Raw genomic sequence first — 12,784 nt, 5'->3', positions numbered from 1 at the left:
ATGATCGCCACCATCGCCTATCTGCTGGCCGTCGTACTGTGCGCATCGCGCGGCGTGCTCGAGTATCTGATCGGCAAGGACGCCGCCTATCTGATCCAGGTCGGCGGCATCGTCGGACTGCTCGTGTGGTACATCTCGCCGACGGCGATCGCCGCTTACTTCCGCGACGAAGGACGCTTGTCGTTCGGCATGCTCTTGGGCATGCTGTTCGCAATCGGGCTGTCGATCGTCGCGACGCTCGCAGTCACAGATCAGCTCGGGCCGGCCTACCTGTTCGTCTTCATCTTCACGCTGTTCATCTATTTCTACGCGATCTCGAACTATCAAAGGCGTTTCGTGCGGCCCCGCTTCGCCTATGTCGGGCTCGTGCTGATCGCGCTGATCGAGGCGGGCGTCGCGCTCGCGCAGCAGCAGAACGTGTTCCCGATCGATCTGCCCGGCGCGACTTACGGTTTCGACAATCTGCGCGCGCCGTCGCTGACCGGCAGCTATCTGCATTACCCGCTGTTCGTCGCGATTGCCGCGTCGCTGTGCGGCGTCGACTATCTGGTGCGCAAGAACGTGCTGTCGGGCCTCGCATGCGTGGTGCTAAGTTTCGCGATTTTCTCGGCACTGTCGCGCAGCGGCATGCTGATCGTTCTCGGCACATTCGGGCTCGCGTTCGTGCAGGGACCGATCCAGTTCATCACGAGAAACGCGAAGCTGATCGTTGCCACTATCTTCGCGACGATGGCCATCATGATCTTCGGCGTCGCGGTGAGCAGTCAGAACGATAGTGTCGTCAACGTCGGCACCGAACGGATCATCGGCGCGACCGACCTGCAATCGGACGGCAACGACGGCCGCACCGAAGCATGGGAAAAAGCCAAGTCGCTCGTATTGCCGGTCAACGCGATCGCGGGCACGTACTTCGGGCTCGTCACGAACTCGGCGCCAGAACCGGTGAAACAGGAGTTCGGCGTCGTCGAATCGAGCGTGCTGCAGCAGATTCTGAATATCGGCCTGATGGGCGCGATCTTCTATTACGGCGTGCTGATATCGGTGACGAAACTCGTGAGCAGCGCAAGCCGGATTGCGTTGTGTGTATGGGCCGCTTTATTTCAAACGTTCTTCTATCAATCGATCGAAGTGATTCCGTTTGTCTTCATCCTGATGACATTGCCGGTGTTCGATTACGTGGACGGACCGCGTCGAAACAGCGCGTAGCGAACCGCAAGGCAGTGCATGCCAGATCGTCCGCATCGCGCGGACGAGCAGTGGGTAGTCGATAGTGCGCGCGACGAGCGCGAAGCATGGTGAACGAACTGGAAAGCCGTGTTTGGGGGTAATTCCACGAACACCTGATGCAAAGCAGGAGGTGGGGATGAACCTGAAGGGAATGATCAGTGTGGTGATCGTCAATTACAACACGCCGAAACTGGTCGGAAATTGCGTGCGCTCCGTGCTGGAACTTTCGATTGCGGATAAGGAGGACATCGTCGTAGTGGACAACGCTTCACCTGACAATTCGTTTTCCTATCTGAGGGAGACGCTTCCGACAGGAGTGAGGCTCGTCAAAACGTCGATCAATCGCGGCTTCGGAGCCGGCGTCAATTTCGGCATGGTCGGTTGTCTGCGCGAACTCGTGCTCGTGCTGAACCCGGACACCTATTTCGTCGATACATCGCTCGAAAACGCCGTGCAGTTGTTCGAGACGGAGAAGGATGTCGGCCTCGTCGGTCTCGATCTGGTCTACCCGGATGGCGAGCGGCAGTTTTCCGCGCGGCGCTTCTATTCGATGCTCGACATACTCGGCCGGCGCTCGCCGCTCGGGCGGCTCGGCGTGTTCAAGCGCCGCATCGACCTCCACATGATGCGCGAAGCGTGGGCCGCGGGCACGCCGTTCGAAGCCGACTGGGTGCTGGGCACGGGCTTTATCGTGCGGCGCGCATTGTTCGGCGAACTCGGCGGCATGGACGAGCACTTCTTCCTCTATATGGAGGATGTCGATTTTTGCGCGCGCATCTGGCAGGCGGGCTACCGCGTGCTGTGCGTGCCGGGCGCGCGGCTCACGCACGAGCATCAGCGCGCGTCGGCAGCGGGCTTGCTCAGCAAGGCGGGACGCCGGCATATGAACAGCTTGTGGCGCTTCAGCCGCAAGTATCGTGTGCCGCTGTTCAGACCGCCAGGCGTGCAGGGCCTGATGCGCGGCGCGAAGGCGCATGCGCTGCCGGTCCCGATGGCCGCCGTGAGCGCGCGTGCGGCGGCCGCCGAGCAGGCGCAAAGCATCACGATCGAGTGACGCCTCGCGCCGTATCGACGTGAAAAAAGCAGGAGTAACGCAATGGGGGAGGGGTAGATGAAAACCCGGCGACAGGCGCTCAAGACGTTCCTGCTCGGCGGCCTGGCCGGGGCCAGTGCAAGCGCAGCCGATCTGGGCATCGCGCGCGCGACCGGGTACGCGCCGCGCGCGCCCGACGCGTTCGCGACCGTGGGTAACGGCGCGGCCGACGGCGCAGGCGGCATCCTGCGCGTAGCCGCGTCCGTGCCCGAGCGTGCCGCATCGGAACCGGTCGCGCCGAGCTACTTGAAGACGCTCAGCGACATCGTCGCGGGACTCGAGGTCAGCGTCGCGCGCTTCGTCGATCCGCGCAGGCTGGCGGCGATCCAGCGCGGCGCGTCCGGCTACGATGTCGGCGCCGAACTGCGGGAGGCGTTCGCAAGCGGCGCGCGCGGGCTATATCTGCCGCGCGGCATCTGGCGTTACACCGGCGAGCTGACCACCGCGAACGGTTCGAGACTGCGCGGCGACGGCGGCGGCGAATACGTGGTGATCACCGACATCGCGATGGGGGCGACCGTGCTGGAGAGACAGGACGCGGGCGGCCCGACGTCGGCGGCGCTGAAGCTCGGCGACTCGGCGTTCGTCGAGCATGTGCAGGTGCGGCCCGCGCATTACGACAAGGTCGTCTACTACCTCGCCAACTATCCGGCGCACACCGGCAACACGGCGATCGGCATTCACTTCGGCACGTCGGCCGGAGCGAGTCGTTGCACGGCGATCGGCTTTTCGCGCGCGGGCTACGAACTCGGCGTCACGTCGACGCTCGAGCGCTGCTATGCGTACATGTGCGAGCGCGGCTTCTACGCGACCGAGCACACCGACGGCTCGCTGATCAACTGCATCGGCATGTTCTGCCATACGGCCGGCGCGGATATCGTCGACAACTTCTGGCAGGTGATCGGCGGACGCTGGGAATGGAATGCGCGTCACGGCGTGATTCTCGGCGCGGAGTCGCTGATCGTCGGCGCGGTGTTCGATCGCAATGGCTTTGCCGGCGTCTATATGAAGAGCGGCAACTGGGGCAAGGTGGTGAACGGCAACTACTTCTCGCGCAACGGTTGCGGCGGCGACGGCAAGATCGGCCGCTGGAAGTTCTCGACGCGCGGCCATCCGTCGTACCTCGATGTGCCGCCCGGTCAGAGTTGCCACATCCAGATCGACTACCAGCAGGGCGCGACGATCGTCGGCAATCGCTACCGTCCCGGCCAGGACGACGAGAACGCCGGCTGCGACGGCCCGCAGTTCGTGTACGGCAGTTCGACCGCGCCGGGCAGCACGCCGCTCGACGGCATCACGATTCAGGGCAATTTCGGCGATCGCGCCGGCGATTCGATCGTCGGTTACGCGAAGGCGTATCCGGGCGGCGGCGCGATCGCGGGCGGCAAGGACGCGAGCCTCGTGCATGCGCTGAATCTCGGCGTCGGCTACGAACGCGGCGGCGTCGCGGCGGCACTGCATTGCGGAAACCAGACTGTCTCGCAGGAGACGACGCGCATCTCGATCAACGTGCTGCGCTCGACCTCGGGCCGCGTGGTGCTGCGCGCGGCAACACGCGGCCATGCTCTACTCGCCGAAATCCTGTTCGCAACCGACGCAAGCGACGCCAACTACAAGACCGTCGTAAGCAATCTGATCGGCAATGCGGTGAAGAGCGCGGTATTGAACGCAAATAGTGAAGACGATCGCTACAACAAGATCGATGTCGCACTAAGTGAACCTGCTTTCGTATCGTATTCTGTTTTTTCGACTTGAGATTTAACTGCAAACAGGACGATTGTGTCGACGAGAAACGTCATCATCGCGCTGTATTCGGTGTATGCGCTCAACTACGTGCTGCCGCTCGTTACGTTGCCGTATCTGTCGCACGTACTTGGGCCGGCCGGGTTGGGCGTGATCGGTTACGCGCAATCGATTTCGCAGATTCTTCTCGTCATCGTCGACTTCGGCTTCGGCCTGTCGAGCGCGCGCAAGGTGGCGGTGCACATTGGCAATCCGCAAGTCGTGAACCGCATCTACTGGTCGACTACGATCGGCCGCGCGATTCTCGCGTTGCTGTGCTCGCTGGTGCTGGTCGTCTGGGCGTTCGCCGCTCACATGTCGCCGCAGGAGCGCGGTGCGACGCTGCTCGGCTCGCTCGTGATCTGGGGCGGCGTGCTGACGCCGGGCTGCTTCTACGAAGGCACGCAGCGCCTGCCGGTGCTCGCGGGCACGCTGCTCGCCACACGCGTGGGTCTGCTGATTCCGCTGTTCCTGTTCGTGAAGACTCGCGACGACGTGATGCTCGCGGCCGCGCTGCAATATGCGCCGACCTTCGTGTGCGGCTTGATCCTGATGGGCGCGCTGATCTGGAAGCGCGAGATTCTGCTGACCGTGCGGGTCGGTTGGGTCGACGTGATGGCCGAGGCGAAAGAGGCGTATCACATCTTTCTCGGCTCGGCGCTGACGTCCGTGTACATGTACGCGAACGTGATCATGCTGCGCATGATCAGCGGCCCGGGTGCGGTCGGCTATTACGTGGCGGCCGAGCGACTCACCAACGCGCTGCGCGCGTGCACGGCGCCGGCCATCCAGGCGTTCTTTCCGAAGATCTGCGTCGCGTACGAGCGCAACGACTTCGGCTATATCCACAAGGTCAACCGCGGCTTCATGCTCGCGTTCGCGGCGTCGGCGGTGCTGATCCTGGTCGGCTTTACGGTGCTCGGCGAATGGTTCGTCGGACGTTTTCTCGGCGAGGCGTTCGGCGAGACGTTCCGCATTTTGCGCGTCCTCGTGTTCGTGCCGGCAATCGTCGGCATGACGACGACCCAGGTCATGTTGACGGTGATCGCGTCGGGCAATCAGTCGTTGCTGAAGCGGATCTATCTCTACGGCGCGCTGTTCCATCTGGTGCAGGCGCCGATCAGCATCTACTTCTGGGGCGGCGTCGGCACCGCGTGCTCGGTGGCCGCGACCGAGCTGTTCATGCTGATCGCCGTGTACAACGTGTCGAGCCGGATCAATCACGGCCAGATCGCAGTGCGCTCGCAGACGGCGATCAAGCAGGAGATGGCCGCGGAGAGGGATTAGCCGCCGAGACGGACGGTGTTCACTGCGCGGTGGACAGATTGGTCACTTTCGCGTTGCGCAGATACAGCACCGTCGATAGCACGACCGCCGCGGCGGCCGCGAGCGCGGCAAACAGGAACACCGAGCCATAACCGAACTCGCCGGCGATATACCCCGCCAGCGGCCCGGTGATGCCGAGCGACAGATCGAGAAACACCGAGTACGCGGACAGTGCCGCGCCGCGGCTCGCCGGCGGCACCAGTCCGACCGCCTCGACGCCGAGCGCCGGAAATACCAGTGCGAAGCCGAAGCCAGTCAGCGCGGCGCCCGCGAGCGCGATATGCGGCTCGGGCGCGAGCCACAGCATCAACAGACCCGCGCATTCGAACGAGAACGATGCGATCGCGACGCGAAAGCCGCCGTAGGTCTTGATCGTGTTCGCGAACAGCAGGCGCGCGCCGATGAACAGCGTGCCGAACAGCGTCAGCGACAGCGCCGCGTTCGGCCAGTGCTTCGCCGCATAGAACAGCGTGATGAAGGTCGCGATCGAGCCGAAGCCGGCCGAGCCGAGCGCGAGACCCATGCCGTGCGGCAGCACGCGCGTAAACACGCTGCGATACGACATCCGCTCGCCGTGCACGACCGGCACCGGCGCGATCAGACGCGCGAGGTAATAGCCGAGCCCTGCCAGCGCGATCACCAGGATGCCGAGCGCGGTGAAGCCGATCGAGCGCGAGATCATCACGCCGAGCGGCGCGCCGATTGCCAGCGCGCCGTAGGTTGCGATGCCGTTCCACGAAATGACCCGGGCGTTGTTCGACGTGCCGACCCGGCCGATCCCCCACAGGATCGCGCCGGTGCCGCACAGACTCTCGCCGAAACCGAGCACGAGGCGGCTGCACACCAGCAGCGCGAGGCTCAGCACCGGCCAGGAACCGGCCAGCGCGGCGAGCAGCAGCAGCACGCCACTCGCGCCGCAGCCGAGCAGACCGATCGATACCGTGCGCTTCGGCCCGAGCGTATCGGCGGAGCGGCCCGCGAGCGGCCGAGACGCGAGCGTCGCGAGGTACTGCACGCTGATCGCCGCGCCGGCCAGCACTGCGCTGTAGCCGAGGTCGCCGTGCACGTAGCCGGGCAGCACCGCGAGCGGAATTCCGATCGCGAGGTAGCAAAGAAAGGTGAAAAAGACGACTGGAATGATTTGCAGGGTCGTCGCAAATTCGCTGCGGGCGGGCGCGGAGTCGGTGGACATCGGGAAAACGAGACTTGAAATCGGCGAGGAGGCGTGATTCTCCCATGGAACCGATTCCCTTGCAGGGCTTGCCTAAAAAATGGGACGAACTGATGGCGGGTCGAGACCCGATAAAGGTCCGTTTTCGCGCGTTGGCCCCGTGATTTTCTGGCGAGACGGCTGGCTTGCCGCGCTAGAGCATGTCATTTCATCTGCATAAAGCCAAAAAAAACGGCAAAAGCGTCCGATCAACATAAGCGTTGCCGCGCCCAAATCCATCTGTATATCGCGCCACGAATATGTCCCCCATGCGATTCAGGCTATGGGTTGCGTTTATTGACGGTGATAGCTTTCAAACCATCGACGCGGCGTGTCCGCGCGAACACCGAACAGACGAGAGCACCGAGACATGACCGAGCCGATTCGCTTCTATCACCGCAACGCGATCCGCGAAATCCAGGACGCGCCCGTCACCCGCACGGTGCTGCAGTATCTGCGCGAAGACGTGCATTGCACCGGCACCAAGGAAGGCTGCGCCGAAGGCGACTGCGGCGCCTGCACCGTCGTGATCGGCGAGCGCAACGCGGCGGGCGGCGTCGACTTCAAGGCGGTCAACGCCTGCATCCAGTTCGTGCCGACGCTCGACGGCCGCGCGCTCTTCACGGTCGAAGACCTGCGCCAGCCGGACGGGTCGCTCCATCCGGTGCAGCAGGCGATGGTCGATTGCCACGGCTCGCAGTGCGGCTTCTGCACGCCGGGCTTCATCATGTCGATGTGGGCGCTCTACGAGAAGCACGGCCACGAGCACGGCTGCGCGAACCGCACAGTGCCGTCGCGCGAGGCGATCGGCAATGCGCTGACCGGCAACCTGTGCCGCTGCACCGGCTACCGGCCGATCGTCGATGCGGCCGAGCGCATGTTCGACGCGCCCGCGCCGACCGCGCCGCTCGACGTGAAGGCGCTCGCCGACACGCTCGCGACGCTCGAACGCGACGACACGTTCCAGTACGAGCACGCGGGCCAGCGCTTCGCCGCGCCGCGCACGGTCGCGGCGCTCGCGCAGATCAAGGAGCAGGAACCAGCCGCGCGCATCCTCGCGGGCAGCACCGATATCGGCCTGTGGGTCACCAAGCAGATGCGCGAACTCGGCAACCTCGTCTACGTCGGTCAGATCGCCGAGCTGCAAAAGCTCGAAACCAATGACGACTGGATCGATATCGGCGCCGCCGTCAGCGTCGAAAGAGCGTATGCCGAGATCGCGAAGCAGTATCCGGAGCTGACCGAAATGTGGCAGCGCTTCGCGTCGCTGCCGATCCGCAACGCCGGCACGCTCGGCGGCAACATCGCGAACGGCTCGCCAATCGGCGATTCGATGCCGGGGCTGATCGCGCTCGGCGCGCGCGTGATCGTGCGCGGCGGCGACATCGAGCGCGAGATGCCGCTCGAAGACCTGTACCTCGCGTATCAGAAGAAGGACATGGCCGAGCACGAGTTCGTCGTCGGCCTGAAGGTGCCTGCGCGCGGCGGCGCGCGCAAGAATCTGCGCTTTCGCACCTACAAGCTGTCGAAGCGCTTCGATTCGGATATCTCGGCCGTCTGCGCGGCGTTCTCGTTCATTGCCGACGGGGACGTGATCCGCGAACCGCGCATCGCGTTCGGCGGCATGGCCGCGACGCCGAAGCGCGCGCTCAATGCCGAAGCCGTGCTGCGCGACGCCGCTTGGCACGAGGCGACCGCGCAGGCCGCAATGCTCGCGCTCGGCAACGACTACGCGCCGCTCACCGACGTGCGCGCGACCAGCGACTACCGCCTCGAGGCGGCGAAGAACACGCTGTACCGCTTCTGGCTCGAAACGCGCGCGCGGGAGCCGCTGCCGAAGAGCGCGCTCGATGTGCGCGCGGTCGCGCCGGCCGGCGCGAGCGTTTGAGCGCCGCGCGTCCACGGATACGGAGAACCCAACAATGAACCAGCAAGCCGAACCGTTCCTGAAGGAGCTTCAGGATCTCGACGAGTTCACCCAGGTGCACGTGTCGCGTCCACACGAGTCCGCGCATCTGCACGTGAGCGGCCGCGCGACCTACACCGACGACATCCCCGAAGTGGCCGGCACGCTGCACGCGGCGCTGGGGCTGTCGTCGAAGGCGCACGCGAAGATCGTGTCGATCGCATTCGACCGGGTGCGCGCGACGCCCGGCGTGGTCGCGGTCTTCACCGCCGACGACATCCCCGGCGCCAACGACGTTGGCCCGATCGTTCATGGCGACGATCCGATCCTCGCCGACGGCGTCGTGCAATACGTCGGCCAGCCGATGTTCATCGTGGTCGCCAGCTCGCATGAGGCCGCGCGGCTCGGCGCGCGGCGCGCCGAGGTGGTCTACGAGGAACTGCCGGCGGTACTGACCGCGCAGCAGGCGCGCGCCGCGAACCAGTTCGTGCTGCCGCCGATGAAGCTCGCGCGCGGCGACGCCGGCACGAAGATCGCGCGCGCCGCGCATCGCGAGGCCGGCGAGATGCTGCTCGGCGGCCAGGAGCAGTTCTATCTGGAAGGGCAGATCTCGTACGCGGTGCCGAAAGATGACGACGGCATGCACGTCTACTGCTCGACCCAGCATCCGAGCGAAATGCAGCACCTCGTCGCGCACACGTTGGGCGTTGCATCACACAACGTGTTGATCGAATGCCGGCGCATGGGCGGCGGGTTCGGCGGCAAGGAATCGCAGTCGGCGCTGTTCGCCTGCTGCGCCGCGCTCGCCGCATGGAAGCTGCTGTGTCCGGTCAAGCTGCGCCCCGATCGCGACGACGACATGATGGTGACCGGCAAGCGCCACGATTTCCACTACACGTACGAAGTCGGTTACGACGAAGACGGCGTGATCGAAGGCGTCGCGGTCGACATGACCTCGCGCTGCGGCTTTTCCGCGGACCTGTCGGGCCCAGTGATGACGCGCGCGCTATGCCACTTCGACAACGCGTACTGGCTGTCGGATGTATCGATCGACGGCTTCTGCGGCAAGACCAACACGCAGTCGAACACGGCGTTTCGCGGCTTCGGCGGTCCGCAAGGCGCATTCGCGATCGAATACATCCTCGACAACGTCGCGCGCTCGTGCGGCATCGATGCGCTCGACGTGCGCCGCCGCAATCTGTACGGCAAGACCGAGCGCAACGAGACGCCGTACGGCCAGATGGTCGAAGACAACGTGATTCACGAGCTGATCGACGAACTGGAAGCGACCAGCGACTATCGCGCGCGCCGCAAGGAGATCGACGCATTCAACGCGAACAACGAGATCCTCAAGAAGGGCCTCGCGCTGACGCCGGTCAAGTTCGGCATCGCGTTCAACGTCACGCACTTCAACCAGGCCGGCGCGCTCGTGCATATCTACACCGACGGCTCGGTGCTCGTGAATCACGGCGGCACCGAAATGGGCCAGGGGCTGAACACCAAGGTCGCGCAGGTCGTCGCGCATGAACTCGGCGTCGGCTTCAAGCGCATTCGCGTGACCGCGACCGATACGAGCAAGGTCGCCAATACATCGGCGACGGCTGCTTCGACCGGCTCCGATCTGAACGGCAAAGCCGCGCAGGACGCCGCGCGCCAGTTGCGCGAGCGGCTCGCCGCTTTCGCGGCCGAGCGCTACGGCGCGGGCAGCGTGACCGCGCGCGACGTGCGCTTCGCGCATGATCGCGTGGTGGTCGGCGAGGTCGCCTTGCCATTCGAGGAAGTGATCGCGAAGGCTTATCTCGCGCGTATCCAGCTATGGTCCGACGGTTTCTACGCGACACCGAAGCTCTACTGGGATCAGTCGAAGCTGCAAGGCCGGCCGTTCTATTACTACTCGTACGGCGCGGCGGTATCGGAAGTCGTGATCGACACGCTGACCGGCGAAATGCGCGTGCTGCGCGCCGATGCGCTGCACGACGTGGGCGCTTCGCTGAATCCGGCGCTCGACGTCGGCCAGGTGGAAGGCGCGTTCATTCAGGGCATGGGCTGGCTCACCACCGAGGAGCTGTGGTGGAACGCGGGCGGCAAGCTGATGACGCACGCGCCGTCGACGTACAAGATCCCGACTGTCAACGACGTGCCGCCGGTCTTTAATGTCAAGCTGTTCAGGAACCGCAACGTGGAGGACAGCATCCATCGTTCGAAGGCGACCGGCGAGCCGCCGCTGCTGCTGCCGTTCTCGGTGTTCTTCGCGGTGCGCGACGCGGTGTCGGCGGTGGGCGGCCACCAGGTCAATCCGCCGCTCAATGCGCCCGCGACCAGCGAGGAAATCCTGAAGGCGGTCGGAGCGGTGCGCGCCGCGACCGCGGCCGCTCGGCAGGCGTGATGGCGAATGGCGGACGAGCGGGGAGCGCGATATGGAAGCACGCCTGAACAATTATCTGAACGGCACCGGCGCCACCGACGATGCTGCACCGGTGCGGATCGGCCGGCGCAGCGTCGCGTCCGAACTGGCAGCGCGGCCGGCGCCGATGCACATCGTGCTGTTCGGCGCGGGGCATGTCGGCCATGCGCTCGTGCAACTGCTTGGCAGCCTGCCGTGCGTGGTCCAGTGGGTCGACGAACGCGACGAGCTGTTTCCCGACGAAACGCCGCCCAACGTGCAGGTCGAAGCGACCGACACACCCGATGCGATCGTCGACGCGGCGCCGCCCGGCGCGTGGTTTCTGGTGATGACGCACAACCATGCGCTCGATTTTTCGCTGGCCGCGCGCATCATGCGACGGCGCGATTTCAGCTACTTCGGCATGATCGGCTCGAAGACGAAGCGCGTGAAGTTCGAGCGGCGTTTGCTCGCGCGCGGCGTGGAGCTGGAGCGGCTCGCGGAGATGACCTGTCCGATCGGCGTCGAGGGCATCGTCGACAAGGCGCCCGCCGCGATCGCGATCGCGGTGTGCGCGCAACTGCTGCGGGTGAGGACACGGCAGGCCGCGAGCCAGATCCACGCAACCGAGCAGATCATGGCATAGGCCACGCGCAAAGGCTTGCGCGAGTGTTCGAGGGGGACGGGCTCATACGCCGTCCCCTTCTTTATTTGCCGCTGGACGGTTGTTGGCCCCGCTGCGGCGTCTTCGCGCGCGGCGTCTTGCGCGCGACCAGCTCATCCGACACCTCGGACATCAACGTCCTCAGCCAGCCGATATCGCTCGGCCGATCCGGCTGCGGATGCCACAACTGATAGCAGCGGATGCGCGGAAACGCGATCGGCACATCGACGACCGCGAGCGGCAGCATGCTCGCGTAGTGCATCGCGAAGCGCCGCGTGGTCGTGAAGATCAGATCGGATTGCAGAAGCGTCTGCGCGACGAGCCCGAAGTAGGGCAGCGTAGCGACGATGCGCCGGCTCGCCTTCGCGCGCGCGAAGCCGGTATCGATCGCGCCGCCGCGCGTGCCGCTGTACGGTGTCGGCGCCAGATGCGGCGCGGCCAGATAGGCGTCGCGCGTGAGCGGCTCGCGCGCGAGCGGATGGTCCGCGCGCATCATGCACACGACGGTATCGGCGAACAGGTCGCTGCGCTCGAAGCGCGGATCGGGCTTCGGCCAGTTGCCGATCACGAGATCGAGTTCGCCGGCGTCGAGCGCGGCCGAATGATCGAGCAGCGGCCCCAGCGATTCGATTTCCAGCCGCGCATGCGGCGCCGCTTCGCGAAATCGCGCGATCACGGTCGGCATGAAGAAGTCGTTCAGATAGTCGGGCGCGGCAACGCGAAACGTACGGCGTGAGCGGCCCGGGTCGAAATCGCCGTGCGGCGTCGCGACGAAATCGACATCGCGCAGCACGCGCTGCGCGGCCGCGAGCAGCGACTCGCCGTATTCGGTCGGCACCATGCCCGACTTGCCGCGCACCAGAATCGGATCACCGAGCGTTTCGCGCAGCTTGCGCAGTGCGGTGCTGATCGCGGGCTGGGTCTGGTTCAGCCGCATCGCGGTCTGCGTGACGCTGCGCTCGACGAGAAGCGTGCGCAGCACGCGCACGAGCCAGATATCGAGTGAGGCGGCGGTGTCGTCCATGGTCGAAGCGTGGTGACGCGGGCGCAGCCGATCGGCTCGCCGCGCGGCGAGCGCGTGGGGTGCGAAAGCTTATAACCTTAGGCCCGTTTGCGCGTCGGCGGCATAGCGGGCGCGGTATGGCCGGCATCAGCGCGGCGTGTGCCGGCGGCGCTTCGTTCGGGCGGAAGCC

The 12,784-nt window shown here is 65.3% G+C and carries 9 protein-coding genes; 7 read left to right on the top strand and 2 right to left on the bottom strand.

Going from position 1 to position 12,784, the window contains the following annotated elements; translation table 11 throughout:
- From G5S42_RS26420 to G5S42_RS26405, 4 genes are all read left to right on the top strand, one after another.
- Positions 1 to 1,206, top strand: a complete 1,206-nt coding sequence (locus G5S42_RS26420; RefSeq protein WP_176109437.1) for a hypothetical protein — start codon at positions 1 to 3, stop codon at positions 1,204 to 1,206.
- 157 nt (positions 1,207 to 1,363) lie between these two features.
- On the top strand, positions 1,364 to 2,281 hold the full coding sequence (locus G5S42_RS26415; protein ID WP_176109436.1) for a glycosyltransferase family 2 protein: 918 nt from the start codon (positions 1,364 to 1,366) through the stop codon (positions 2,279 to 2,281).
- 57 nt (positions 2,282 to 2,338) lie between these two features.
- Entirely contained in the window at positions 2,339 to 4,075 is a 1,737-nt protein-coding gene (locus tag G5S42_RS26410; protein WP_176109435.1) for a hypothetical protein, read from the top strand.
- Positions 4,076 to 4,099: 24 nt separating this feature from the next.
- A complete protein-coding gene (locus G5S42_RS26405; protein ID WP_176109434.1) occupies positions 4,100 to 5,389 on the top strand; it encodes an oligosaccharide flippase family protein in 1,290 nt (429 codons plus the stop codon).
- Positions 5,390 to 5,408: 19 nt separating this feature from the next.
- On the opposite strand, the gene G5S42_RS26400 is transcribed toward G5S42_RS26405, so the two are convergent.
- Entirely contained in the window at positions 5,409 to 6,620 is a 1,212-nt protein-coding gene (locus tag G5S42_RS26400; RefSeq protein WP_176109433.1) for an MFS transporter, read from the bottom strand.
- Between the two features lie 388 nt (positions 6,621 to 7,008).
- On the opposite strand from G5S42_RS26400, the gene xdhA reads away from it, so the two are divergent.
- From xdhA to xdhC, 3 genes are read left to right on the top strand one after another with little or no spacing between them, the layout of a single operon-like run.
- The gene (gene xdhA / locus G5S42_RS26395) at positions 7,009 to 8,526 is read left to right on the top strand and encodes a xanthine dehydrogenase small subunit (protein WP_176109432.1); all 1,518 of its coding nucleotides are present in this window, start codon (positions 7,009 to 7,011) and stop codon (positions 8,524 to 8,526) included.
- Between the two features lie 34 nt (positions 8,527 to 8,560).
- A complete protein-coding gene (gene xdhB / locus G5S42_RS26390) occupies positions 8,561 to 10,930 on the top strand; it encodes a xanthine dehydrogenase molybdopterin binding subunit (protein ID WP_176109431.1) in 2,370 nt (789 codons plus the stop codon).
- A gap of 31 nt (positions 10,931 to 10,961) precedes the next feature.
- The gene (xdhC, locus tag G5S42_RS26385) at positions 10,962 to 11,573 is read left to right on the top strand and encodes a xanthine dehydrogenase accessory protein XdhC (protein WP_176109430.1); all 612 of its coding nucleotides are present in this window, start codon (positions 10,962 to 10,964) and stop codon (positions 11,571 to 11,573) included.
- A 61-nt stretch (positions 11,574 to 11,634) separates the two neighbouring features.
- On the opposite strand, the gene G5S42_RS26380 is transcribed toward xdhC, so the two are convergent.
- Positions 11,635 to 12,615: a LysR substrate-binding domain-containing protein gene (locus tag G5S42_RS26380; RefSeq protein ID WP_176109429.1), complete on the bottom strand. Its 981-nt coding sequence runs from the start codon at positions 12,613 to 12,615 to the stop codon at positions 11,635 to 11,637.
- Between the last annotated feature and the right edge of the window lie 169 nt (positions 12,616 to 12,784).

It is taken from the genome of Paraburkholderia youngii, from assembly GCF_013366925.1.
Classification (GTDB): Bacteria; Pseudomonadota; Gammaproteobacteria; order Burkholderiales; family Burkholderiaceae; genus Paraburkholderia; species Paraburkholderia youngii.
The sequence above is the reverse complement of the archived record's forward strand: the minus strand, read 5'-3'. Positions and strand labels throughout refer to the sequence as shown.

Coding starts and splice junctions, on each gene's coding strand:
- G5S42_RS26420 (WP_176109437.1), top strand. CDS start 1: ATGATCGCCACCATCGCCTATCTGCTGGCCGTCGTACTGTGCGCATCG.
- G5S42_RS26415 (WP_176109436.1), top strand. CDS start 1,364: ATGAACCTGAAGGGAATGATCAGTGTGGTGATCGTCAATTACAACACG.
- G5S42_RS26410 (WP_176109435.1), top strand. CDS start 2,339: ATGAAAACCCGGCGACAGGCGCTCAAGACGTTCCTGCTCGGCGGCCTG.
- G5S42_RS26400 (WP_176109433.1), bottom strand. CDS start 6,620: ATGTCCACCGACTCCGCGCCCGCCCGCAGCGAATTTGCGACGACCCTG.
- xdhA (WP_176109432.1), top strand. CDS start 7,009: ATGACCGAGCCGATTCGCTTCTATCACCGCAACGCGATCCGCGAAATC.
- xdhB (WP_176109431.1), top strand. CDS start 8,561: ATGAACCAGCAAGCCGAACCGTTCCTGAAGGAGCTTCAGGATCTCGAC.
- xdhC (WP_176109430.1), top strand. CDS start 10,962: ATGGAAGCACGCCTGAACAATTATCTGAACGGCACCGGCGCCACCGAC.
- G5S42_RS26380 (WP_176109429.1), bottom strand. CDS start 12,615: ATGGACGACACCGCCGCCTCACTCGATATCTGGCTCGTGCGCGTGCTG.